The organism is Amycolatopsis sp. NBC_01488 (assembly GCF_036227105.1).
Taxonomy (GTDB): Bacteria; Actinomycetota; Actinomycetes; order Mycobacteriales; family Pseudonocardiaceae; genus Amycolatopsis.
In genome coordinates, this window is the sequence record NZ_CP109434.1 from 5,284,646 (window position 1) to 5,308,101 (window position 23,456).

Annotated in this window: 20 protein-coding genes and 1 pseudogene; 11 read left to right on the top strand and 10 right to left on the bottom strand. The window is 73.6% G+C overall.

The window, feature by feature from the left end; genetic code table 11:
* Positions 1 to 204 precede the first annotated feature (204 nt).
* From OG738_RS25185 to OG738_RS25195, 3 genes are read left to right on the top strand one after another with little or no spacing between them, the layout of a single operon-like run.
* Positions 205 to 1,344: a helix-turn-helix transcriptional regulator gene (locus OG738_RS25185; protein ID WP_329044553.1), complete on the top strand. Its 1,140-nt coding sequence runs from the start codon at positions 205 to 207 to the stop codon at positions 1,342 to 1,344.
* Entirely contained in the window at positions 1,328 to 4,078 is a 2,751-nt protein-coding gene (locus OG738_RS25190; protein WP_329044554.1) for an ATP-binding protein, read from the top strand. The genes OG738_RS25185 and OG738_RS25190 overlap by 17 nt, the downstream gene beginning before the upstream one ends.
* Positions 4,079 to 4,080: 2 nt before the next feature.
* A complete protein-coding gene (locus tag OG738_RS25195) occupies positions 4,081 to 6,861 on the top strand; it encodes an ATP-binding protein (RefSeq protein ID WP_329044555.1) in 2,781 nt (926 codons plus the stop codon).
* Between the two features lies 1 nt (position 6,862).
* On the opposite strand, the gene OG738_RS25200 is transcribed toward OG738_RS25195, so the two are convergent.
* The 3 genes from OG738_RS25200 to OG738_RS25210 form a co-directional block, all read right to left on the bottom strand.
* Complete coding sequence (locus OG738_RS25200; RefSeq protein WP_329056828.1) at positions 6,863 to 7,510, bottom strand: response regulator transcription factor; 648 nt, start codon at positions 7,508 to 7,510, stop codon at positions 6,863 to 6,865.
* A 116-nt stretch (positions 7,511 to 7,626) separates the two neighbouring features.
* Positions 7,627 to 8,520, bottom strand: coding sequence for a TIGR03619 family F420-dependent LLM class oxidoreductase (locus OG738_RS25205; protein WP_329044557.1), 894 nt, complete (start codon positions 8,518 to 8,520; stop codon positions 7,627 to 7,629).
* 126 nt (positions 8,521 to 8,646) lie between these two features.
* Positions 8,647 to 9,531, bottom strand: coding sequence for an NmrA family NAD(P)-binding protein (locus tag OG738_RS25210; protein ID WP_329044558.1), 885 nt, complete (start codon positions 9,529 to 9,531; stop codon positions 8,647 to 8,649).
* Positions 9,532 to 9,621: 90 nt separating this feature from the next.
* Between OG738_RS25210 and OG738_RS25215 the strand changes: the two genes are divergently transcribed.
* The 5 genes from OG738_RS25215 to OG738_RS25235 all read left to right on the top strand — a co-directional run bounded on the left by OG738_RS25215 (position 9,622) and on the right by OG738_RS25235 (position 14,437).
* Positions 9,622 to 10,149 (top strand): winged helix-turn-helix transcriptional regulator, encoded by a 528-nt coding sequence (locus OG738_RS25215; protein ID WP_329044560.1) that lies wholly within the window; start codon positions 9,622 to 9,624, stop codon positions 10,147 to 10,149.
* A gap of 68 nt (positions 10,150 to 10,217) precedes the next feature.
* Positions 10,218 to 10,580: a DoxX family protein gene (locus OG738_RS25220; RefSeq protein WP_329044561.1), complete on the top strand. Its 363-nt coding sequence runs from the start codon at positions 10,218 to 10,220 to the stop codon at positions 10,578 to 10,580.
* Positions 10,577 to 11,455 carry an RNA polymerase sigma-70 factor gene (locus OG738_RS25225; protein ID WP_329044562.1) on the top strand — a complete coding sequence of 293 codons (879 nt, stop codon included), beginning with the start codon at positions 10,577 to 10,579 and terminating at the stop codon, positions 11,453 to 11,455. Before OG738_RS25220 ends, OG738_RS25225 begins: the two co-directional genes overlap by 4 nt.
* Positions 11,456 to 11,617: 162 nt before the next feature.
* Positions 11,618 to 12,073 carry a hypothetical protein gene (locus tag OG738_RS25230; protein WP_329044564.1) on the top strand — a complete coding sequence of 152 codons (456 nt, stop codon included), beginning with the start codon at positions 11,618 to 11,620 and terminating at the stop codon, positions 12,071 to 12,073.
* A gap of 69 nt (positions 12,074 to 12,142) precedes the next feature.
* Entirely contained in the window at positions 12,143 to 14,437 is a 2,295-nt protein-coding gene (locus tag OG738_RS25235; protein ID WP_329044566.1) for an ATP-binding protein, read from the top strand.
* On the opposite strand, the gene OG738_RS25240 is transcribed toward OG738_RS25235, so the two are convergent.
* From OG738_RS25240 to OG738_RS25270, 7 genes are all read right to left on the bottom strand, one after another.
* Entirely contained in the window at positions 14,434 to 15,246 is an 813-nt protein-coding gene (locus OG738_RS25240; protein ID WP_329044567.1) for a hypothetical protein, read from the bottom strand. The genes OG738_RS25235 and OG738_RS25240 overlap by 4 nt on opposite strands.
* Positions 15,243 to 15,872, bottom strand: a complete 630-nt coding sequence (locus tag OG738_RS25245; protein WP_329044568.1) for a hypothetical protein — start codon at positions 15,870 to 15,872, stop codon at positions 15,243 to 15,245. The genes OG738_RS25240 and OG738_RS25245 overlap by 4 nt, the downstream gene beginning before the upstream one ends.
* A gap of 48 nt (positions 15,873 to 15,920) precedes the next feature.
* Positions 15,921 to 16,877, bottom strand: coding sequence for a hypothetical protein (locus OG738_RS25250; RefSeq protein ID WP_329044569.1), 957 nt, complete (start codon positions 16,875 to 16,877; stop codon positions 15,921 to 15,923).
* Positions 16,878 to 17,162: 285 nt separating this feature from the next.
* Entirely contained in the window at positions 17,163 to 17,741 is a 579-nt protein-coding gene (locus tag OG738_RS25255) for a GTP-binding protein (RefSeq protein WP_329044570.1), read from the bottom strand.
* The gene (locus OG738_RS25260) at positions 17,722 to 18,093 is read right to left on the bottom strand and encodes a DUF742 domain-containing protein (protein ID WP_086680729.1); all 372 of its coding nucleotides are present in this window, start codon (positions 18,091 to 18,093) and stop codon (positions 17,722 to 17,724) included. The genes OG738_RS25255 and OG738_RS25260 overlap by 20 nt, the downstream gene beginning before the upstream one ends.
* The gene (locus OG738_RS25265; RefSeq protein ID WP_329044574.1) at positions 18,090 to 18,515 is read right to left on the bottom strand and encodes a roadblock/LC7 domain-containing protein; all 426 of its coding nucleotides are present in this window, start codon (positions 18,513 to 18,515) and stop codon (positions 18,090 to 18,092) included. The genes OG738_RS25260 and OG738_RS25265 overlap by 4 nt, the downstream gene beginning before the upstream one ends.
* 52 nt (positions 18,516 to 18,567) lie before the next feature.
* Positions 18,568 to 20,985, bottom strand: coding sequence for a sensor histidine kinase (locus tag OG738_RS25270; protein ID WP_329044575.1), 2,418 nt, complete (start codon positions 20,983 to 20,985; stop codon positions 18,568 to 18,570).
* Between the two features lie 555 nt (positions 20,986 to 21,540).
* Between OG738_RS25270 and OG738_RS25275 the strand changes: the two genes are divergently transcribed.
* From OG738_RS25275 to OG738_RS44710, 3 genes and pseudogenes are all read left to right on the top strand, one after another.
* Positions 21,541 to 22,938, top strand: a complete 1,398-nt coding sequence (locus tag OG738_RS25275; protein WP_329044576.1) for a fatty acid desaturase — start codon at positions 21,541 to 21,543, stop codon at positions 22,936 to 22,938.
* Positions 22,938 to 23,126, top strand: coding sequence for a ferredoxin (locus OG738_RS25280; protein WP_329044577.1), 189 nt, complete (start codon positions 22,938 to 22,940; stop codon positions 23,124 to 23,126). Before OG738_RS25275 ends, OG738_RS25280 begins: the two co-directional genes overlap by 1 nt.
* Positions 23,123 to 23,264 (top strand): annotated as a pseudogene (locus OG738_RS44710) (FAD-dependent oxidoreductase); the annotation flags it as partial. The gene OG738_RS25280 and the pseudogene OG738_RS44710, both read left to right, overlap by 4 nt.
* Between the last annotated feature and the right edge of the window lie 192 nt (positions 23,265 to 23,456).

Sequence of the window (23,456 nt, forward strand, 5' to 3'; positions counted from 1 at the left end):
CCGATTCGCCCGCGGTGCCCGTGGCGGCCCTCGCCGCCGCGGCCACGACCCGGGAGGCCGCGCGCGGCCTCCTGCGGGAACGGGCCGCGACCGCCCCCGCGCGGCCGCGGCCCGGCACCCCGGCGCCCGGGACCTCGCGGACCGGGCGGCCGCCTCGCCCTGGCGGGCCGCGGCAGGGAGGTCGCGGCGGCCTGCGCCCGGGCCGTGGTCCGGCTGCCCGTGGCGGCCGCGGGCAGCGACGACCTGCTCGCCGCCGCGCGGACCCTGCGGCTGGTCGACGACGCGCCGAACGCCCTGCGGGCACTCGACCGCGCTGTCGCCGAGGCCGCGGTGCGCGGCGACCGGCCGGGGCTCGGCCGGGCGCTGGCCGCCCGCTACTGCGCGCTGCGGGAGAGCGGCGACCGCGACGGCGCGCTCGCCGACGTCCGGGTCGCGGCGCTGGCGACCGCGGGACAGCGCCCCGGGATCGAGGTCCGGACGGCGCTGTCGATCGCCCTGCGCGACGACGACGAGCCGGCCGCTGCCGAGCGTCTCCTGCGCGGGGTCCGCCCCGGCGAGCTGGACGGCGCGCCGTCCGAGCGGCACCTCTGGCTGCTCGCCCTGGCGCGGGCGCGTGCGGCGCGCGGCGACGTCGACGGCGCGCTGGAGCTGCTGCTCGAATCCGGCCGGCGCCAAGGAGAAGCCGGCCTCGGCAATCCGGTGTTCGCGCCGTGGTGGTTCACCGCCACCCTGCTGCTCGCCGGGAACGGCCGGCCCGGGGAAGCGGCCGTGCTCGCCGAGCGCGGGCAGGAGCTCGCCGAGGGCTGGCCGACACCGACCGCGCGCGGCCTGGTGCTGGTCGGCCGCGGCGTGGTCACGTCGGGGACACGGGCGGTGGAGCTGCTGGCCGAGGCGGTCCGGGTCCTGGCGAACTCGCCCTGCCGGGTGGAGTACGCGCGGGCGGAATACCTGCTGGGCAAGGCGTTGACGGGTGCGGGCGACCGCAAGGCCGCGCGCCAGCACCTGCGCCAGGCCGCGATGCTGTCGGCCTGCTCGGGCTGGCGCTCGATCGGCGCGCTCGCGCGGGAACTGCTCGAAGAGTCGGGCGGCCGGCTGCGGAAACCACGTGCCGACGTGCTGACGCTGCGCGAACGCGAAGTCGCCGACCTGGTCGCCCGCGGGGCGAGCAACCGCGACGTCGCGGGCACCCTGTTCGTCTCGCCGAGGACCGTCGAGCTGCACCTGACCAACGTCTACCGGAAGCTGGCCGTGGACAGCCGCGCCGAGCTGGCCGCGGCGCTGCGGGCGAGCGCGGGCTCGCCGGTCCCCGGGGCACCGAAGAGGACGCATGGGCTCGCCGGGTGACGACGAGCGACCGGCGCTCGCCGAGCGGACGCCGCCGGCCGCGGTCGGCCTGCCGCCCCAGCGCGGCGTGCCCGGGCCACGGCTGGTCGAACGCGACGAAGAATCCGCGCTGCTGACCGGGCTGGTCCACGACCTGGGCGAGGGACGGCCGGCGGTCGTCACGGTCACCGGCGGCCCCGGCTCCGGCCGCAGCGCCCTGCTGGCGTTCGTCGCGGCGACCGCCCGGCAGGCGCGGCTGCGGGTCGCGCACGTGCCGTGCTGCCCGTCCGACGGCACCCAGCCGTTCACCGTGCTGCACCAGGTCTTCACCACCCTCGGCGGCGCGCTTCCCCCGACCGCGGCCGGCGGCCCGGTGCCGGGCGGACGCGTCCTCGCCGGGCTGTGCCGGGACCTGGCCGCCGCGGTGCACGGCCGGCCGCTCGTGCTCGCCGTCGACGACCTGCACTGGGCCGACGCCGCGTCCCGGGCGTGGCTGCGCACGCTTTCCGGGCTCCTGCGGGAGATTCCGGTGCTGCTGGTGGTCAGCCAGACCAGCGGGCTGGACGACTGGCGGCCGGCGGCCGCCGCGCACCGCGTCCGGCTGCGCCCGCTCGGCGACGCGGCGGTGGCCGGCCTGGTGCGCGAGCGGCTGGGCGCGGGGGCCGACGAGCGGCTCGCCGAGCACGCCGTGCGCGGCAGCGGCGGAAACCCGGCGGTGCTCACCGAAGCCCTGAACCGGCTGCGCATGGAACCCGCTTTCGCGCGCGAGCAGGCCGGGCTGTTCACCAGGATCGCCGGCGAGCGCCTGCTGCGGCTGGTCGACGGCCTGCCCGCCGAGCTCGTCGCCGTGCTGCGCGCCGTTGCGGTGGGCCAGGACGGCTTCGGCCCGGCGTTGCTGGCCGAGCTCGCCGGGTGCCCGCCGGAGCGGCTGGCCGCCGACCTCGCCCGGCTGCGGGCGCTCGGCCTGGTCACCGCGACCGGCGAGCTGACCGAACCGGACGCGGGTCAGCGCGTGCTCGGCCGGATGACCGAGGGCGACCGCGACGCGTTCTTCACCCGCGCGGCGAAGCTGGGCTACGACCACGGCGTCGCGAACGCGGCCGTCGCGGCGATCCTGCGGCGGACCCGCGCGATCGGCGAGCCGTGGGTGGTGGCGGTGCTGCGCGCGGCGGCCCGGCCGGGTCAGGCCGGCCGCGACGGCGAGGTGACGGCGTCGCTCAAGCGCGCTCTGCAGGAGCCACTCGAACCGGCGCTGCGCGCGGCCGTGCTCATCGACCTCGGCGCCGCCGAGCTGCTGCTCGACCAGGACGCGGGCGACCGCCACCTGGCCCAGGTCGTGTCCGAAGTGGACGGTCCGGGGCTCGGCGGGCTGCGGCTGGCGGCCGCGGACCTGCTCGGCGCGCGGGGCGGCCTGCACGCGCGCACGCTCACCGCCGCGTTCCGCCGCCCGGACGTCTCGACGGCCGAGCGCGAGACCCTGCTCGGCCTGTACTGGCTGGCCGACGGCGACCCGGAGGACCGCTCGACGGTCGGCGGCTACGGCATGCCGCCGCTGCCCGAGCGGCCGGCCGACCCGGCGCGGGCGGCCGTGGCCGCGGTGCTGCTCGCCCGGCGCGGGCTGCGGCCCGCCCGGGTGCGCGGGCTCGCGCGGGCCGCGCTGGCGCAGCCGGTGGCGGAGGCGAGCTCGCTGACCGTGCGCGCCGCGGCGGTCCGCGCGCTGGTCCTCACCGGGGACCTCGCCGAAGCCGACACCCACGGCGAAGAAGTGCTCGCCCGGGCGCGCCGCGAGTGCTCCCGGACGCTGGTCGCCCGCGCGCTCGTCGAGCGGGCCGAACGGCACCTCGCGTCGGGCACGCTCGACGACGCGGCGGCCGACTTCGCCGACGCGCACGAGCTGGTGCCGCCCCGGCACTGGCACTCGATGCTGCGCGCCCGGGTCGTCGCGGCCGAGGCGCGGGTGCACCTCGAAGCCGGCCGCGCCGACCTCGCCCGGCAGGTGCTCCAGCGCGACCCGATCGAGCCGGGACCCGGCCTCGGCAGTGCGTTCCTGTTGTACGCCAAGGGAACCGTGCTGCTCGGCGAGGGGCGACCCGACCGCGCACTCGCCGCGCTGCGCGAGTGCGGCCGCCGGCTTTCCGCGCGGGGCTGGGAAAACCCCGAACTCCTGCCGTGGCGGTCCGCTGCCGCCCAGTGCCTGGTGGCGAGCGGCGAGCGGGACGCCGCCCGGCTGCTGCTCGCCGAGGAGCTCGCCGCCGCGACCGCGTGGGGCACCCGCGCCGCGGTCGGCGGCGCGCACCTCGCCGCGGCGCTCACCCTCGGCCCCGCGGACGCCGCCAGTGCCGGGCACCTGGCGCGGGCCGTCGAACTGCTGCGCGGCAGCGGCAGTCACCTGCGCTTCGCGACGGCGCTGGTGGAGCTGGCGGCGGCCGGCGACGGCGCGGCCGGCGACCACCTCGCGGAGGCGGGCGTCCTGGCGGCGCGGTACCGCTGGCGGCGCGTCCTCGCCCGGCTGCACGACCTCACCGGCCGGCCCGTGGCGGACGGCGGCCACGGGCTTTCCGAAGCCCAGCGCCGGGTCGCGAAGCTGGCGGCCGCGGGCACGTCCAACGCCGGGATCGCGGTGGAGCTGGCGGTGACCCGGCGAACGGTCGAGCTGCACCTCACCAACGTCTACCGCAAGCTGGGCATCGGCGGCCGGCGCCAGCTCGCCGAGGCGCTCGCGTCGGCGGGCCTGCCCTCGGGCGAGGAGGGGTAGCCGTGGCGCTGCCGGAACGCGAGACCGACCTGCGCCTGCTGCTCGGCGCGGTCGCCGCGGCCGGGACGGGGGAGGGCTCGGTCACGGTGGTCACCGGGCAGCTCGGCGTGGGGAAGACGGCGCTGCTCAAGGAAGTCCTGCGCGCGGCCGAGGCGGACCGGGACGGCCCGAGGGTGCTCACGGCGGTGGCGAGCCGGACCGAACAGGACTTCGACTTCGGGATCGCCTGCCAGGTCCTCGAGCCGCTGGTCGCCGAAGCGGACGAGCGGGCCGCGGACCGCTGGTTCGCGGGCCCCGCGGCCGCCGCGCGGTGGCTGTTCCCCGGCGCCCCGGGCTGGCCGGGGTGGGAACCGGGCGAGCACAACGACGTCCTGACCACGCACGGACTGGTCGGCCTGCTCGCCGCGATCAGCGCCGACCGGCCGCTCGCCGTGCTGGTCGACGACCTGCACGTCGCCGACCGGCAGTCGCTGACCTGGCTGCGGCAGTGCGCGCGGCGGATCCACGACCTGCCGTGCGCGCTCGTCGTCACGGTCCGCGAAGGCGACCCGGGGCCCGACCGGCCCGCGATCCGCGAGCTGTGGGAGCTGGCGAAGACCCGGGTCCGGCCCGCGAACCTGTCCGAGGCCGGCGTCGGGGCGGTGCTGCGCGCCGCGGCCGACAGCCGGGCGAGCGACGCGGGGTTCGTCGCCGCCTGCCACGCGGCGAGCGCCGGAAACCCCTTGTACCTCACCGAAGTCGTGCGGGGCGGTCACCCGCACCGGGCCGGGCCGTCGGTGCTCCAGGAGCGGCTGGCCGCCCAGTTCGCCGTGCTGGCCCCGCAGGTGCGCGACTGCGCCCGGGCGATCGCGGTGCTCGGCGAGGACGTCCGGCCGTGGCTGGTCGAGCACCTCACCGGCGCCGACTCGGTGGCCGTCGCGGAAGCCGTACGGGCCTTGAGCCGGCTGGGGATCCTCGGCCCGGGGTGCCCGGCGCGGTTCGCCGCACCCGTGGTGCGCACCGCGATCGAGGCGTCGATGACCGCGCAGGAGGACCTGCGGCTGCGGGTGCGCGCGGCGACCGTGTTCCACGAGGCCGGGTTCGCCGCGGAGACGGTCGCGGCCCAGCTGCTCGAAGTGCCCGCGCCGTCGCCGTCGCCGTGGATGCCGGAGGAACTGCGCACGGCGGCCGACGCGGCGACCCGGCGCGGCGACCCGGAGACGGCGGCGCGGTACCTGCGCCGCGCGCTGCTCGACCTGCCGCCCGACGGCCCGGAGCGCGGCTGGCGGCTGGTCGACCTGGCGCTCACCGAAGCCGCTTTCGACGTCTCCGCGGCGATCCGGCACCTCACGCAGGCGATCGGGCTGCTGCCCAGCCCGCGCGAACGGGCCGAGGCGGTCACCCTGCTGCCGCTTTCGGCGTTCCTCCGGCCCGAGGCCGCCGTCCTCGCCGGCCGCGTCCGCCCGGAGGACGCCGGCGCGCAGGCCAAGCTCCGCCTGGAGGCGCGGATCCGGCTCACCCGCTGCGAAGACCCGGTGCTGCTCGCCGGGGCCGTGGACCGCCTGCGCGAGCTGGGCCCGGAGCCGCCGATCGGCACCCTCGCCGAACGCGAGCTGCTGGCGGTCCTGCTCCACGCGGCCACGCTGAGCGCCGGGCTGCCCGCGCGGGCGGTGGCGGAGCTGACCGACCGGCTGCTGCGCTGCGCCCCGGCGTCGTCGGCGGAGTTCGCGGGCACCGCGCCGCTGCTGATCATCTCCGCTCTCGCCGCGGGCGCCGTCGGCCCGACGTCGGCCTGGCTGGAGAGCGCGGCCGGCGAACCGGTCCGCGGCCGGCCCGCGCGGCCGGCGTCGCTGATCGCCGCGCGCGCGGCGGTGCTGGCCCAGACCGGGCAGCTCACCCGTGCGCGGTCGATGGCCTGGGAGGCGCACGAGCTGATCGGCGGGAACCTGGGCGAGGCACCCGAATCGCTGGTGATGGCGCTCGTGGCGGTCGCGGTGATCACCCGCGACGAACGCCTCGCCGCGACGCTCCTCGAGCACTACGACGAGCAGGCGTTGGGACGGGCCGGCCTGCACATCCGGGCCGCCCTGCTGATGCTGCGCGGGGCCACGGCGGCCGTCGAGGATCCCCGTGGCGCGCTGGCGCGGTTCCTGGACTGCGGCGCGGCCCTGCACCGCGCGGGCTGGCGGAACCCGGCGCTGTTCCCGTGGCGGACGTGGAGCGCGTGGCTGCAGCGGCGTCTCGGCGACCGCGTCTCGGCGGGCGAGCTGATCGACGACGAGGTCCGGTGGGCCCGGCGGTGGGGCGCGCGGGTGGCGATCGGCCGCGCGCTGCGGATCAAGGCGTCGCTGGCGCCGGGCGCGGAGGCGGACCGCCTGGTGGCGGAGTCGATCGGGATCGCGCGGGCGTCGGGCGACCGGCTGGAGCTGGTCCGCGCCCTGCTGGCGGAGGGCGCGCTGCTGCGCGAAGGCGGCGACGCGCGGGCGGACGAGCGGTTCCGCGAGGCCTACCGGCTCGCCGAGGGCTGCGGCGCGCCGTGGCTCACCGGCAGGACGGCCGAGGAGACGACCGGCCCGGGGACGGCGGCCGGGCCGTCGGCCGCGCTGAGCGAGGCGGAGGGCCGGGTGGTCGGGTTCGCCCTCGACGGGCTGACCAACGGCGAGATCGCGGCCGAGATCAACGTGAGCAGGCGGGCGGTCGAGAAGCACCTGACGAACTGCTACCGGAAACTGGGCATCTCCGGCCGGGCGGAACTGGCGGAAGTGTTCGGCGCCTGGGGTTTCGGGGCGCGCAGCAGCGCGTGAGTCAGCCCGCGAGACCGGCTTCGTGGGCCAGCAGGCCGGCCTGGGTGCGGTTGGCGCAGCCCAGCTTGGTCAGCATCCGCGAGACGTAGCTCTTCACCGTGGCCTCGGACAGGTGCAGCTTGGCCGCGATGGCGGCGTTCGACATGCCCTCGCCGAGGCAGACGAGCATGTCGAGCTCCCGGTCGGTGAGGTCGGCGGTGCGCTCCCGGGCCTCCTGCGAGCGTTCGTGCTCGCCGGCGGACGCGGTGACCATCCGGCGCGCGGCCTCCTTGGACAGCACGGTGTGCCCGTCGGCGGCGACGCGCACCAGCCCGATCAGGTCCTCCGGGGGCGTGGACTTCAGCAGGAAGCCGGACGCGCCGGCCCGCAGCGCCTTGAGGACGTAGCTGTCCGTGTCGAACGTCGTGAGCGCGACGAGGGCGGGCGGGTCGGGGAGCTTGACGATCCGCTCGATCGCGGTCAGCCCGTCCACGCCGGGCATCCGCAGGTCCATCAGCATGACGTCGGGGCGGAAGCGCCCCGCGGCCTCGACGGCTTCGGCGCCGTCCTGTGCCTGCCCGACGATGTCGATGTCGTCGGCGGAGGTCAGCACCGTACGCAGGTGCGCGAGCACCATCGGCTCGTCGTCGACGATCACCAGGCGGATCACGCGGTCGTCTTTCCCTTGGGTGCGCACACCCGCAGTATCGCATTGACCGGGCCACCGCCGCCTGGACGGCGCAAAACCCCTCCGGACGCCCTGCGCCGGAGGGGTTTCGCCGTGGATCAGCCCTTGGCGACCAGGTCCAGCAGCGTGCCGGTGAGGTCGAGGTGCTCGTCGACGCTCGTCGTCAGGTAGGTGATGTCGACGAAGGCGTGGTCCGGTTCGAGGACCGTGACGATCTTCTTCACCGACTCCGCGATGAGCTCGGGTGTGGCATCCGGGGCGGCGTTCACGCGCAGCGCGACGCCGATGGCCTTCGGGTCCCGTCCGGCGGCTTCGGCGTCGGCGCGGATCTTGGCCAGGGTGGCGGTGAGCACGTCGGCGGGGAACTGCTCGGGGACCGACCAGACGGGCAGCCAGCCGTCGGCCCGCTCGGCCACGCGGCGCAGCGACTTCTCCCCGAACCCGGCCAGGTGCACCGGCGGCTTGCGCACCGGCTTGAGGCCGACGTGGGACTCGGCGATGGCGTAGCCGACGCCGTCGTGCGCCACGGTGTCCTTCGTCCACCACGTCTCGAGCAGGTCGAGCAGGTCGTCGAGCCGCTTGCCGCGCTCGCTCATCGGGATCCCGACGGCGGCGTACTCGTCGGGCGACCAGCCGATGCCGAGGCCGGGCAGCAGCCGCCCGTTGGCGGCGACATCGAGGCTGGTGAGCAACCGCGCGAAGTTCGCGGGCTGGTACTGCGTGGCGTTGATGGTGCTGGAGCCGAGGACCGCGGTCTCGGTCACGGCGGCGGCGACGGCCAGCGCGGTGAACGGGTCGTGCGCGGTGTGGAACTCCTCGGGCATGGTGTCGTAACCCGGGTAGGAGACGACGGGCGCGACCGGCGAAAGCAGCCGGTCACCGACCCAGAGACCGGCCGCCCCGGCTCGTTCGGCTTCACGTGCGTACCGGGCGATCCCGCCCGGCGTGGTGGCGGCCTTGCCGAAGACCGGAAGGCTGAACCCCAACTGCATGAATTCTCCCCTGGAGAGCGAACGGATCGTGTTGATCCTGCAGCCAGTAGTACTCGGATCTAGTTGCTCGTTCAAGTACGTCTGGTCCGAACCACCGGCGACCTGCTCGATCGTCGCCGGTTCTCCTCAAGGAACGAAATACAGGCCGTTGGCGGTGAAGGTGTCCTTGTGCGCCAGGACGAACTGCTCGACCGACCGCGGGACGAGCCCGCCGATCCGCTCGACGACGTCGTTGGTGCCGGCGAACACGCCGTGGCGGTAGTCGATCGCGACGTGGCCGAGGTGCTGGACGAGGTGTGCGGGCAGCCCGCGCGCGGTCATCGCCGAGGTGAACTCTTCGACGCCGATCGGCTCGTAGCGCACCGGGATGCCCAGCGTGCCGGCCATGATCCGGGCGATGGCGTGGTGGTCCAGCTCGACCGGGCCGTGCAGGGAGTAGGCGGCGCCGGCGTGCGGCTCGGGGTCGGTCAGCACCGCGGCGATCACGTGCGCCTGGTCGGCCGAGGCGATCGGCGCGTGCCTGCCGTCGCCGAACGGGAGGCGCAGGAGTCCTTCGCCGTCGCGCAGTTCCCACCACGAGGTGAGCCACTCGGCGAAGAACGTCGGCCGCAGGTGGGTGGTGAGCAGGCCGGTGCGCTCCAGGACGCGCTCGGCGAGCCAATGCTGCCGAGCCGCGTTGCTGCGTGCTTCGCGGCGGGCCGAGATCTGCGACATGTCCACCACCGAGCGGACGCCGTTTTCCGTTGCGGCCTGGGCGAAGGTGACGGTCGCGTCGAGCAGGCCCGCGCGGATCGGGTAGCAGAAGTAGGCGCCGCTGACGCCACGCAGCGCGGCGGTGACGCCGTCGAGGTCCAGGAAATCGGCCTGGACCACTTCGGCGCCGGCCGCGGCGAGCGCGCGCGAGCGTGCGTCCTCGCGGCGCACCATCGCCCGGACGTGGTGGCCGCGGGCCAGCAGCAGGTCGACCGTGGCGCCGCCGGTCTTGCCGGTCGCGCCGGTGACGAGGAACATCGCACCCTCCCGAGGTCAGTTCGTTCAGTGAACTACCGCACCGTAGCACGAGCTGGTTCAATGAACGAACTGCCCGTGTAGGCTGGCGATATGGCTCTTCCCAGCACCTACGCGGACCGCAACTGCTCGCTCGCGCGCTCGCTCGAGGTCGTCGGGGAGCGGTGGACGCTCCTGATCGTCCGCGACGCGTTCTTCGGCGTCCGGCGCTTCGGTGACTTCGCCGCGCAGCTCGGGATCCCGCGCGCGGTCCTCACCAGCCGCCTGAAGTCCCTGGTGCAGGAGGGTGTCCTGGTCCGCGAGGAAGACGGCGGGGTCGTCGAATACCGCCTGACGGAGAAGGGCGTCGCGCTCTGGCCGGTCGTGCGGGCGCTGATGGGCTGGGGCGACGCGTTCTACTCCCCGGCCGGCGAAAAGCGCACAGTCCGCCACGACGCGGACGGCGGCCGCCTCGATCCCGACGGCCGCTGCGAGGAGTGCGGCGCGCTGGTCCCGGTCCCGGAGATCCGCGTCGAGCCGGGGCCGGGCTTCGAGCCGCCGCCGGGTGGCCCCGACCCCGTCTCGGCGGCGATCAACACGCCACGCCGCCTGCTGGAGCCGGTCGCGCCCCACCGGGTGTGACCCGCGTCATGCCCTGTCACAGCGTCCGGGCAAGCGGTGTCTTGAGGCCGACCGAAGAAGGAGACCTCATGAACACCGCACTCTGGATCGCCGCCGCGCTGCTCGCCGTCGTCGCCCTGACCGGGGGCGTCAGCAAGACGTTCGTCTCGAAGGCGAAGCTCGCCGCCACCCCGGGCGGGGAATGGACCGGCGAACGCGGCGTCGGCTTCGTCAAGACTCTCGGGGTCCTGGAACTGCTGGCCGCCGTCGGACTGATCCTGCCCGCCGCGCTCGGCATCGCCCCGGTGCTGGTCCCGGTGACCGCCGCCTGCTGGGTGCTGCTCATGGTCGGCGCCATGGCCACCCACCTCCGCCACGGCGAGGCGAAGTTCGCCGCGCTGAACGCGGCTTACCTCGCCGTCGCGGTCTTCGTCGCCTGGGGCCGTTCATGAGCGCGACCGAAGCCTTCGTCGCCCACCGCAACCTGCTCTTCACCGTCGCCTACGAGATGCTCGGCTCGGCGGCCGACGCGGAGGACGTCCTGCAGGAGACCTGGCTGCGCTGGGCCGACGTCGACCTCGGGCAGGTGCGCGACCGGCGCGCCTATCTGGTCCGCATCACCACGCGCCTGGCGCTGAACCGGCTGCGGACGGTGAAGCGCCGCCGGGAGGCCTACGTCGGCCCGTGGCTGCCCGAGCCGCTGCTCACCACGCCGGACGTCGCCGAGGACGTCGAGCTCGCCGAGAGCGTGTCGATGGCGCTCATGCTCGTCCTCGAGACGCTGTCGCCGACCGAGCGAGCCGTCTTCGTGCTGCGGGAGGTCTTCGACTTCGGCTACGACGAGATCGCCGCCGCCGTCGGCAAGACCCCCGCGGCCGTCCGGCAGATCGCGCACCGCGCCCGCAAGCACGTCGACGCCCGCCGCCCGCGCGAGCCGGTCTCCGCCCGCGAGACCCGGGCCGCGCTGGAGTCGTTCCGGCGCGCGCTGGAAACCCGGGACCTGCAGGGCCTGCTCGACGTGCTCGCCCCGGACGTCGTCCTGGTCAGCGACGGCGGCGGCGTCAAGCAGGCGGCGCTGCGACCGGTCGCGAGCGCGGCCAAGGTGGTCCGGTTCATCACCGGCGGCATCGGCCGCACCGCGGCGAAGCTGACCAGCGCGCCCACGGTCGTCAACGGCAGCCCGGGGCTCGTCCTGCACCTGGACGGCGAGCTCGACGGCGTGATGGCGGTCCGCGTCGAGGACGGCCGGATCACCGGTCTCTACTACGTGCGCAACCCGGAGAAGCTCACCCACGTCGAGGCGGAGACCGCGCTGACCCTGCGGTGACCGCGTTCGGACGTGGGCCGGGCTCGCGGCGGACAGTAGCGCCGCGGACGCAGCACGTGCGGGCGGACAGGTATGGAGTCAGGTACTTGTACGGGTGCGGCGACGCGTGCCCCGGCGCAAGCTGATGCCGCCCCCCGACGACCTCAGGAGGTCGGAAAACCCATGGTGCACGGCCGGTCGCGTCCCCTCCTCCGGGTCGTTTCCCCCGCGGACGTCCCGGAGCCGCGGCCGGCCCCCTCGGGGTCGCGCGACCGCTACGCCGACGTCGACGACCGGCGGCTGGCCGCCATCCTGGCCGCCGAAGACACCGCCGAGGAGCACGGCCTCAACCCGCACACCCGGAGCACCTGCTACGTCCACCGGTGCTGGGCCCACCAGTGCGTCGGCGACCCGCTGCACGTCCTCGTCGTCACCGGGCACCGGTGGTGCCGGCGCTGCGAGTGCCCGGTCGACGTCGCCGTCGACGAGACCCCGCCCGGCGCGGTGCACCTGTACTGCCCGCGCTGCGGCCAGGCCGGCTCGGCGGCCAACCGCGAGGTCCGCCAGGCCTGCCGCACGAGCCTCGCCGCGATGCACGGCGGCGACACGCCCACGCTGTACGGCCTGCCCGACGCCTGACCCGTTCGGGTTGCTTCCTCCGAGGGGCTCGCATTGACCGGCCCGCGCGGACTTCCCTACGGTGCACGGGTGGGCAAGGCCGGCGTGACGGGTGGGAGGGGCAACCTGCCCGCGGAGACCACGAGCTTCGTGGGACGCAAGTCCGAGGTGGCCGAGGTCAAGCACCTGCTGACCCGCGCGCGGCTGGTCACGCTGACCGGCGTGGGCGGCGTCGGCAAGACGAGGCTGGCCGTGCAGACCGCCGCCGGGCTGTCCCGCGCGTTCCCCGACGGCGCCTGGCTGGTCGAGCTCGCCGGGCTCCGGGACCCGGCGCTGGTCGCGCACACCGTGCTCGAGGCACTGGGCGTCCACGACGAAACCGGCCGCACGGCCGCGGCGGTGCTGGCCGAGCACCTGCGGGACCGGCGGCTGCTGGTGATCCTGGACAACTGCGAGCACGTCCTCGACGCCTGCGCCACGCTGGCGCACGACCTGCTGCGGGCCGCGCCCGGGCTGCGGCTGCTCGCGACCAGCCGGGAACGGCTCGCGCTGGCCGCCGAGCACCTGTGGCCGGTCTCCCCGCTGCCGCTGCCCGAGGCCGGCCGCACGCTGCCCGGCGGGGCCTGGCTGCGCTACCCGGCGTTGACGCTGTTCGCCGAGCGCGCGGCCGCCGTCCAGCCCGGGTTCTCCGTCACCGCCGAGAACCAGGAGCACGTGGCGCGGGTGTGCCGGCTGCTGGCGGGCATCCCGCTGGCGATCGAGCTGGCGGCCGTGCGGCTGCGGGTGCTGACGCTGGCGGAGCTGGAGTCCGGGCTGGGCGACTGCTTCCGGCTGCCCGGCACGGTGAAGCGCGGCGGCGAGCCCCGGCACCAGACGCTGCTGGCCGCGATCGACTGGAGCTTCGCGCTGTGCAGCCCGGCCGAACGGCTCCTGTGGGCCCGGACGTCGGTGTTCGCCGGCGGCTTCGACCTGGCCGCGGCCGAGCGCGTCTGCGCGGGCGAGGACGTCCGCGCCGGGCTCGCCGGGCTGGTGGAGAAGTCGGTGCTGGTCCGCGAGGCCGGGCGGTTCCGGTTGCTGGAGCCGCTGCGGCAGTTCGGCCGGGACAAGCTGACCGAGTCGGGGGAGGCGGACGCGGTCCTGCGGTCCATGCGGGACCACTACCTCGAGCTGGCGGTGCGCAGTGAACGGAAGTGGTTCGGGCCGGAGCAGGCGGAGACCTTCGACCGGACGCGCCTGGAGCACGCGAACCTGCGGGCTTCCCTGGACTACAGCCTGACGACGCCGGGCGAGGTCGAGACCGGCCTCCGGCTCGCGTCGACGCTCTGGTTCTACTGGGCGGGCTGCGGGGTGTTCGGCGAAGGACGGCACTGGCTCGACCGCGCGCTCGAGCTGTTCCCCGAACCGGGTGCTTCGCGGGCGAAAGCGTTGTGGGTCAACGGTTATGTCGCGACGCTGCAGGGCGACAACGCCGGCGCGATCGCGATGCTGGAGGAGTGCCGCGCGTACGCGGTGAGCGCGGGCGACGAGGTGGCGCTGGCGTACGCGACGCACCGGCTCGGCTGCAACCTGCTGGTCGGCGACGACGTCGGCGACGCGAAGGCGCTGTTCGAGGAGGCCCAGGCCCGCTACCGGGAGCTCGGGGAGCTCAACAGCAACGTGATGCTGGCCGGCATCGAGCTGGCGATCGCGTCGATCTTCCTGGGCGACCTCGACCGCGCGGGCGAGCTGTGCGAAGAAGCGTGCGCGACGGGCGTCGCCCACGGCGAGCAGTGGGCGCGGGCGTACGCGATCTTCGTCCAGGCCCTGGTCGCCCTGGGCCGCGGCGACTTCCGCCGTGCGGCCGAGCACGGGCGGCACTGCCTGCGCGTCAAGCGGAAGTTCCACGACCTGCTGGGCATCGTCCTGGCGATCGAGGCCCTGGCCTGGACCGAAGCGGCCCGCGGCCACTGGGAGCCGGCGGCGACGATGCTCGGGTCCGCCCAGCCGATCTGGGCCGCGGTCGGGTTCCCGATGTTCGGGTCGCGGTACTTCGGCGCCCCGCACGGAGAGTGCGAGAAGTCGGCCCGCCGGGGACTGGGGGAGAGCGCGTTCGAGGCGGCCTTCCGCCGGGGATGCGAGTTCGGCCTGGAGGAAGCGATCGCGTACGCACTGGGCGACACGACGCCGTCCCCCGCCCCTGGCCCGTCGCGGTCGACGCCGTTGACGGACCGGGAGCGCGAAGTCGTCCTGCTGATCGCGGACGGCCGCTCCAACCAGGAGATCGCGGACAAGCTGGTCATCTCCCGCCGGACCGCGGAGGGCCACGTGAACCGGATCCTGCGCAAGCTGGACTTCGATTCGCGCAGCCAGGTCGCCGCGTGGGCGGCCCGGGTGTCGCGGCTCTAGCCGAGCCGATCGGCCCACTCGGCGAACGCGGCCACCAGGTCCCTGGGCGCGTCGATCTCCTTCAACCGCCGCAGCTGGTCTTCGATGTAGTGGCGGTACAACGGAACCAGTCCCGCCGCCAGCTCCGGCCGCAGCTCGGCCGCGTCCAGGGGATGGCCCTCGCGAACCCGCAGGGCCAGCCGCACCAGCGACGCCGCCGGGGCGGCCGGCTGGGACAGGTACCACTCGATCGCCTCGTCGTTGTTCGCCGCGCGGCCCGACGGGAGCGTTGCCGAGTACCGGAAGCGGACCGGGAACAGCACCGCCTTCGTGAACCACACCGTGTCCACCAGCAGGCGGCGCGGCTCGCGGAACTCCGCGGTCACCTCGGGTGTCGCCAGGACGGCGACGGCGAACGAAGCGCTTTCCAGCAGCAGCTCCGCCGCCGCCGGGCGGGCCACCTCCGCGAGGACGTCCGAGCCGAGCAGGACCCGGCCGTGGTCGGCCAGCTGCAGGCGGTCCAGTGCCGGGAAACGGCCGTCGTCGCGGCCCTCGCGCAGCGCCGGCAGGGACGCCCAGAACACCGACAGCTTGCGGTGTACCGGACTCCGCTCCTGCAGGGCCGCCGTGGTGTCCGCGATCGACGAGCCGTCGGCGTCCGTCAGGACGAGGGCCAGGTCGATGTCGCTCGCCGCCGGGGCGTAGCCGCCGTAGGACAGGCTGCCCAGCAGGTACGCGCCGATCAGGCGCTCTCCCAAGGCTTCCTGGTACGCGCGGGCGGCTTCGGCGGCGATCTCACGGGCGGCCGAAGCCGGGTCGGTCCTGGTCACGCGGCCACCGTGGCGCGATGCGCGCACTCGGCGATCCGGTTCGAGACGACGCCGATCACCTGCCACGCCCGGTCGAGCACCTCGACGACGTCCTCCACCGTCCAGTCGTCGCGGCGCCGCAACAGCTCGTAGCCCATCTCGAGGTGCTCGACGTCGGCTTCGTCGTGCAGGTCGAAGTACTCGTCCTGCGGGAACGCGCGGGTGCCCGCCTGGCTGAACACCAGGCTGCCGGCTTCGAGGGCCAGGTGCGCGAGCACCGCGCGCTGCACCCCGGGCAGGATCGCGAACTGGTCGACGAACCACGACGCGCCCGCCTCGATCACCGGGTCCCAGACCAGCTGCCGGTCGTCCGCGCGGCTGCGGGCCAGGATCCTGTCGTGCCCGATCTCCTCCTCCTGGTGCTCCAGGGCCAGCGCCCGCAGCTCCGGGTCGCTCTCGTAGGTGACCCGGGCGCTGATCATCCGCTGGAAGGCGTTCGACCACGGCTGCAGGTACGTGAGCACCGCTTTCTTGGTCTCCTCCGGGGTTTCCGCGTCCGTCAGCAGCCGGATCAGGTCCGACGCCGCGTACTCCCGTTGCCGCTGCTCGTTGTGGCGCGCGACGCGCTCGACGTCCTGCTGGGTCACGTTCGGCTCCTTACCGTGGTGCTGCGGGAGATCATCTTTCCGGGGCGGCTAAGCAAGATCAACCGGCGCGAGGGACCGGTCGTACACGGGGAACCGGAAGTACGTGGTGACGTCGCCGGGGCGGCCCGCTGTGCGGTAGCTCACCAGCTCGAGGATGCTCGACGCGGCCGGTGGATCGGGCGTCAGCGCGGCGGTGAGGAGGCGGAACCGTCCCGGGTCGACGCCTTCGCGGTGCAGCAGCGCGGCCGTGCGCTCCACGGCTTCTTCGTCACCGGAAGCGAGATCGGGCAGGCGCAGGTACGTCGTGGACTCGGCCGCGCGGTCCAGCCCGGACCGGAACGCGAGGCAGCTCAACGCCGCCTCACCAGCGTCTTCCCGGTCACCGGCCAGGGTTTGGTAGGCGGCCCGCGCGTCGTCGGCGTCGTGGCGGAGCGCGACCGAGGCGACGCGGTTCACCTCGGCCAGGCCGGCGCCGTGGTTGCGGTAGTAGACCTTCACCCTGGCGTCGGCCTCGTCGGCGAGGTCCACCGCGAAGAACTCGATTTCCCGGCGGCCTTCGACGTTTTCGACCCGGCGGCGCGCGTCGTCCCACGCGTCCGCCATGCCGAGGCGGTCCATCGCCTCGGCCACGGCCGCTTCGCGGTGCGCGTGCGGCCACGGGTAGAGCCCGAAGTAGGTCTTGTGGACGATCCTCGACGGCGGGCGCCAGGCGATCGAGTGCCAGAGGGGCGCGGGCGACGGTCGGCCGCCGCGGGGCGTGAACGTCTCGTGCAACCCGTGCAGCCTGCGGAAACCGCTGTCTTCGGGCGGGGGCACGTCGTGGCCGAGGCTGTCGAACAGCACCCGCAGCTCCGGGTGCCGCCCGGACCAGTTCACCGACATCTCGGCCGGGAAGCCGTCCTCCGCCACATAGGACGGCTGGGCCGGCGCGGGCCCGATCCGCTCGTGCGCCCACGGCGGCAGCAGGGCGCGCAGCATCCGGGTGGTCCGGACGGACTGCGCCACCGGCACCCCGAGCGCCTCACAGGCGGTAGCCCAGAGCCCGCACAGAAAGTCACCGAAGAGACGACCCTGTGCCGGGTAGTTTTCCCTTATATATTCAGGAAACTTCGGCACGTGAATCGTCACGTGCGGATGCTATCAGTTTGCTGCTTGCTCAACTAAAAAGCTGCACCCGGGTGGTGCAACCAATTGCGCCATGTGGGTTTGCCGGTGTCCGAGGTGGACACGCTGGGACACATCGGACACCGGCCGGTCCGGACCGGACAGAGAGCGGACAAAGCGCAGGTCTCAGACGTGCGCGGGGACCACCGTCATCGCGTGCTTGACGAGCCGGATCAGCGCGAGCTTGCTCGAGTCCCTGTCACGCGCGTCACACATGACGATCGGCACCCGGTCCGGGACCACCAGGGCTTCGCGGACCTCGTCGGCGGTGTAGCGCGGGGCGCTGTCGAAGCAGTTCACCGCGACGACGAACGGGATCTTCCGCCGCTCGAAGAAGTCGATGGCGGCGAAGCTGGTCTCCAGCCGCCGGGTGTCGACCAGCACGATGGTCCCGATCGCGCCGCGGGCGAGGTCGTCCCACATGAACCAGAAGCGCGCCTGGCCCGGCGTCCCGAACAGGTACAGCACGTGCCGCGGCGAGATGGTGATCCGGCCGAAGTCGAGCGCGACCGTCGTCGTGGTCTTGCGCTCCACCCCGGACAGGTCGTCGATCCCGGCGCTCGCTTCGGTGAGCACCTCTTCGGTGGTCAGCGGCGGGATCTCGCTGACCGAGCCGACCATGGTGGTCTTCCCGGCGCCGAAGCCGCCCGCGACGATGATCTTGACCGGCGTGGGGACCAGTTCGTCAGTACTTGATGAGGCCATCGAGAACCGCCTGGAGTGTTTCGAGGTCCGGCGACTGCGCCGGGTGGTGGGCAGGGGACCGCGTGATGACGAGGCCGCGTTCGATCAGGTCGCCGACGAGCACGCGCACCACCCCCAGCGGGATCTTCACGTAAACGGCGATCTCGGCGACCGACACCGGGTGCCGGCACAGCTGCACGATCGCCTGGTGCTCCGGGCCCAGCCCGGCCGGCTCCTGCTCCGACCGCAGCGTCATCACCTGCGTGGACAGGTCGAGCCGCGCGTTGTCGGCCGGGGTGCGGCCACTGGTGATCGTGTACGGCCGGACGAGCGGCCCGGCGGCCTCGTCGTACCAGCTTTCGTCCCCGCTCATGTGGCCTCCCGTAGGACGTGCGCCGCTTCGCGCGGCGCGGACGCCATGTAGTCCCCGACCCGCTTGACCAGCCGGCTCATCTCGTAGGCGATCATCTCGACGTCGACGGTGTCCGCCGCCAGCACGGCGAGGCAGGCGCCCTGCCCGGCCGCCGAGACGAACAGGTAGCCGCGCTCCATCTCGATCATGTTCTGCAGCACCGGTCCGCGGTTGAACTGCTTGCTCACCCCCTTGGCCAGGCTCTGCAGGCTGGAGGCGATGGCCGACAGCTGGTCGGAGTCGTCCTTGCCCATGCCGGCCGACTTGCCGATCAGCAGCCCGTCGGCGGACAGCACGATGGCGTTCTGCGCGCCGACCACGCGGTTGACCACGTCGTCGAGCAGCCAGTTGAGATCGGGTTTGGGGTTCCCGTACTCGTTCATGCGTCAGAGACCTTGACTTTCCTCTGTGGACTTATCGGTGTGCGGTCGCGGGCTACGCATCGTCGGACCCGACCCGGCCCCGGCGCGTGCCCTTGTGGAACGCCGCGAGCGTGCGGGCGGTCCCTTCTCCGGGCGCGACGACGTCGTCGCTCTCGTCGGGTTCGGTTTCGAGCTGGGCGACGAGGTTCTGCTGGGGCTCGCGCCGGGGGAGCCGGGGCCGGTCGTCGGCCGGCCCGGACGACGCCGGGGGAGCGGACGGCGGGGCCTGGGCGGGCACCGGCTCGCCGGCCGCCGGCGGTGCGGCGGGGACGGCGGGCAGCGGGTCGGGCGGGGTGAGCGCGCGTGCCGGGTACGGCCTCGGCTTGACGTCTCGCTTCATCGGGATCTGGCCGGTGAACGAGCTGGGCGTGTCCATGGCAGCGAGGGGGCTTTCTGCCTGCGGCGCGGGTGCGCCCACCGGGGCGAGGACCGCGGTGGTCTCCGCCGGGGAGGAACCGGGCTCTTCGGGGACGTTCCCCTGCTGGCCGGCCAGGTGCTGCGTCGGGATGAGCACGGTGGCCCGGAGGCCGCCGTAGCGGGACGGGTCGAACGTGACGGTCATCCCGAGCTTCGCCGCGAGGCGCGCGACCACGAACAGGCCGAGGCTGGAGTCGGCCCGCAGCGCCATCGCGTCGAACTCGGGTGCCTCGGCCATCATCGCGTTCGCCCACTCGCGGACGCCGTCCTTCATGCCGAGCCCCTGGTCCGACACGTCGACGACGATCCCGCGCGCGACCGCGCGGCTGGTCACCTCGACCGGCGACCCGGGCGGCGAGAACGTCGTCGCGTTGTCGACCAGCTCGGCGACGAGGTGGATCGTGTCGGCCACCGCGGCGCCGACGATCGCGACGTCGGGCACCTGCTCGACCTGGACCCGCGCGTACTGCTCGGTTTCCGAGACGGCCGCGCGCAGGACCTCCATCAGCGCCACCGGCTTGCGCCAGCGGCGGCCCGGCTGCTTGCCGCCGAGGATGATCAGGTTCTCGGTGGTGCGGCGGGCGCGCGCGGCGAGGTGGTCGAGCTGGAACAGCGCGGCCAGCTGGGTCGAGTTGTCCTCGCGGGCTTCCATCTCGTCGAGGATCTGCAGCTGCTGGTGGACCAGGACCTGGTTGCGGTGCGCGATGCCGAGGAACACGTTGTGCACGCCGCTGCGTGCTTTCGCTTCGCTCGCCGCGGCGTTGACGGCGGTCAGCTGGGCGGTGTTGAACGCCTCGGCCACCTGGCCGATCTCGTCGCGGCCGTGGTCGAGCTGCGGGAGCTCTTCCTTCAGGTCGACGGGTTCGCCGTTCTTCAGCCGCTCCACGATGTTCGGCAGCCGGTTGCGGGCCAGGTCCAGCGAGTCGTTGCGCAGCCGCGCGAGGCGCGTCATCAGGGCGCGGTCGACGAGCGAGCGGGACACCCGCACCGCGACGATGATCGCCGCCAGCGACGCGAGCAGCGCCAGGATGCTGCCGATGATCACGTTGCGCAGCTGGGCGTCACCGGAGTCGATGGCGGCCGCGGAAACCTTGTCCGCCTGGGTGATCGCGAGGTCGTTGAGGGACTGCGCGACCTGGTTCGTCGCGGTCAGCCAGTCCGTTTCGGACACCGGCACGGAGTTCTGCTCGCCGGGCGACCACGGGCCGTGCTTCACGATCCCCTGTTCGGCGGTGGCCAGCTGCTGCCACGCGGCGGTCTTGGTCAGCGTCCGGTACTTGTTGCGGACGCTCGCGTCGAGGAACGGCTCGATCTGCGCCAGCTGCGTCCGGTAGGTCCCGGACAGCTGCGCGAACTGGGCGAAGTCGTCGGGCGCGAAGGTGCCGGCCGAGAAGGCCGTCGACACGAGCGACGTCTCGCGTGACATGGCGTCACCGGCGCGGAAGACCGAGGTCGCGGTGATGCCGCCGGTCGCGGCTTCGGCGTCGGGCACGACGCGGGCCTGGGTGTCGAAGAGGTTGGACGCGGTGTCCATCACGCCGTTGTAGTAGCTGTTGACCTGCGCGCGGTCGATGCTGCGGAAGGAGATCTGGGAGCGCAGCACGGGCAGCTGGTCGAACTGCGACTTCAGCGCGTTGACCTTGGCCGCGATCTCGTCCGGCGCGTTGGAGATCGTCGCGGCGAACGCGTCCTTGAGCGCGCCGAGCTTCTCGTCGGTCGCCTTCTGCTGCACCTGCAGCCGGCCCGGGCCGAGCGCCGGGTCGTCGAGGTACTGCAGCGCGGACTGGCGTTCCTTCTGGAACTCGGCCAGCGCGGTGGCGGCGGGGATGGACACCTCGCGCACGGACGCGGCGACCAGCCGGACGTAAACGCCGTTGAAGAGGAAGTAGGAGGAGACCGCGATCCACAGCACCAGCAGGGTCACGCTGGGAATGAGGACGGTCCTGGTCAGCCTTTTGCGGATCGACTTGTCGTAGGGCTTGTCCGAGTCGTCCTTGGCGTCTTTGTTCTGCACGGCGGTTCACGAACTCCTGAGTGACGGTCGGCGAAAAACGGGGACCCGGACGAGGAAGCGGACACGACGATGGGACACAGCTGCCGCCGTCACCCGTCTTCGCCTCACCCTCCGTGTTGCCGCGGAATCGATCAGGGTCCGTTTTTTACCACGAACCACTGCCGGGCGGTCGTGCTGACCCAGCCTCCGGACGGCGGTCCGCACGGGGGCGAACGGCGTTTACCGACTGCGTTGGGACGACTACTCCCGTTTCCTCTGGTAACAGGCCCGGAAGGTATTTACGGCGCTTGCACGCTGGGCCGAACGGGTGAAAGTGAATTGGGCCGGCCCGCCGCGCCGCGGCGTTCGCGACGCGGGAAAGAACGGGCACGGCGAATGCCTCGGAGTGCCTTCGGGTCGTGGTCGCGGACGACGCTGCGTCACGGCGGGGCGAGAAGACGATCTTCGTCACTGAGGTGCGCGGCAGCCGAAGCGACTTTACATCTGATGATCTATTGTCAATCTAACTGGACTTCACCTACAGTCATGTAAACCCAGCCAACGGAGGAGGGTGTGATGACCGGAGCGACGATCCCCGCGGGGTCGACCGAACGGTGGCGCGACCGCAAGCGCTACCTGTGGCTGATCGGCCTGGTGGTGCCGTCCCTGGCGTTCCTCGCCATCGGGCTGCACGCGGCCACCGGGTGGGGCGTCTGGTTCTGGATCGGCCCGATCGTCATCCTCGTGGTCGTCCCGCTCATCGACCTGCTCGCCGGCCTCGACCGCGCCAACCCGCCGGACGACGTCATCGAACGGCTGGAGAACGACCGCTACTACCGCTGGATCACCTTCGCGTTCCTGCCCGTGCAGTACCTCGGTTTCGCCGCTGCGTTCTGGCTGATCGCCCGCGGCGACCTGACCGTCGCCGACAAGATCGGGCTGGCGACCTCCATCGGCTGCATCGGCGGGATCGGCATCAACACGGCGCACGAGCTGGGGCACAAGAAGGAGAGCCACGAGCGCTGGCTGTCGAAGATCGCGCTGGCGCAGAGCTGCTACGGCCACTTCTACATCGAGCACAACCGCGGCCACCACGTCCGCGTGGCGACGCCGGAGGATCCGGCGAGCAGCCGCGTCGGCGAAAGCTTTTACCGCTTCTGGCCGCGCACGGTCTTCGGCTCGCTGAAGTCGGCGTGGCGCCTGGAGCGCAAGCGCTACGCCCGCCGGGGCAAGCACCCCTACCGTCTCGGCAACGACGTCCTCAACGCCTGGCTGATGTCGGCGGTCCTCTGGGCCGCGATGGTCGCCTGGCTCGGCGCCGGCGTCCTGCCCTACCTCGTGATCCAGGCCGTCGTCGGGTTCTCGCTGCTGGAGGTCGTCAACTACATGGAGCACTACGGCATGCTGCGGCAGCGCGTCGGCGCGCCCGGGAAGCGCCGCTACGAGCGGGTGGATCCCAGCCACAGCTGGAACTCCAACAACATCGCCACCAACGTCCTGCTCTACCACCTGCAGCGGCACAGCGACCACCACGCCAACCCGACGCGGCGCTACCAGACGCTGCGCGACTTCGCCGAGTCGCCGGTGCTGCCCACCGGGTACGCGGGGATGATCGTGCTCGCGCTCGTCCCGCCGGTGTGGCGCCGGGTGATGGACCCGCGGGTGCTCAACCACTTCGACGGCGACCTCTCCCGGGCCAACATCCAGCCTTCGCAGCGCGAGAAAGTCCTTGCCCGGTACGGAACCCGCGTCACGGCGGCCGCGGCGGCCGATGTCGCCGACACCCACGGCGACGCCACCGAGGGCGGCAGGTGCCCGGGCTGCGGCTACGTCTACGACGAGCAGCTCGGCGACCCGCGCGAGGGCTTCCCGGCCGGCACGCCGTGGGCGGCGATCCCGGACTCGTGGTGCTGCCCGGACTGCGGCGTGCGCGAGAAGGTCGACTTCGTCGCGCCGGGCCGGGTGGGTGCGTGATGCGGATCGAAGCGGACCGCGGCAAGTGCGCCGGCCTGGGCATGTGCGAGGCGATGGCGCCGGACTTCTTCGAGGTGGGCGAGGACGGCACGGTCGTGGTGCTCGCCGAGCGCCCCGGCGAGGAGCACCGGACCGACGTCGCCGCGGCGGTCGGCTCCTGTCCCGTGCTCGCCCTGAAGTTGACATGACCTTCGTCGTCGTCGGCGCCTCGCTGGCCGGGCTGCGCGGTGGAGTCCGCGCGCCGCACCGGGTACCGCGGCCGGATCGTGCTCGTCGGCGCCGAGGCGCATCTGCCCTACGACCGGCCGCCGCTGTCGAAGGCGTTCCCGGCCACCGGCTGGCTCGAGGGCAGCGGCTTGACGCTGCACGAGCGCGGTGTCGTGTGCGACGCGACGCTGTGCGCCGGACCGCCGGGCGTCTACGCGGCGGGCGACCGGATCGTCGGCGCGCTCACCGTCGACCGCCCGCGCGAGATCATGAAGTACCGCCGTCGCATCGCGACGCGGGCCTCGTGGTCC

Coding starts and splice junctions, on each gene's coding strand:
- OG738_RS25190 (WP_329044554.1), top strand. CDS start 1,328: ATGGGCTCGCCGGGTGACGACGAGCGACCGGCGCTCGCCGAGCGGACG.
- OG738_RS25205 (WP_329044557.1), bottom strand. CDS start 8,520: ATGCAGTTGGGGTTCAGCCTTCCGGTCTTCGGCAAGGCCGCCACCACG.
- OG738_RS25210 (WP_329044558.1), bottom strand. CDS start 9,531: ATGTTCCTCGTCACCGGCGCGACCGGCAAGACCGGCGGCGCCACGGTC.
- OG738_RS25215 (WP_329044560.1), top strand. CDS start 9,622: ATGGCTCTTCCCAGCACCTACGCGGACCGCAACTGCTCGCTCGCGCGC.
- OG738_RS25220 (WP_329044561.1), top strand. CDS start 10,218: ATGAACACCGCACTCTGGATCGCCGCCGCGCTGCTCGCCGTCGTCGCC.
- OG738_RS25225 (WP_329044562.1), top strand. CDS start 10,577: ATGAGCGCGACCGAAGCCTTCGTCGCCCACCGCAACCTGCTCTTCACC.
- OG738_RS25230 (WP_329044564.1), top strand. CDS start 11,618: ATGGTGCACGGCCGGTCGCGTCCCCTCCTCCGGGTCGTTTCCCCCGCG.
- OG738_RS25255 (WP_329044570.1), bottom strand. CDS start 17,741: ATGGCCTCATCAAGTACTGACGAACTGGTCCCCACGCCGGTCAAGATC.
- OG738_RS25260 (WP_086680729.1), bottom strand. CDS start 18,093: ATGAGCGGGGACGAAAGCTGGTACGACGAGGCCGCCGGGCCGCTCGTC.
- OG738_RS25265 (WP_329044574.1), bottom strand. CDS start 18,515: ATGAACGAGTACGGGAACCCCAAACCCGATCTCAACTGGCTGCTCGAC.
- OG738_RS25275 (WP_329044576.1), top strand. CDS start 21,541: ATGACCGGAGCGACGATCCCCGCGGGGTCGACCGAACGGTGGCGCGAC.
- OG738_RS25280 (WP_329044577.1), top strand. CDS start 22,938: ATGCGGATCGAAGCGGACCGCGGCAAGTGCGCCGGCCTGGGCATGTGC.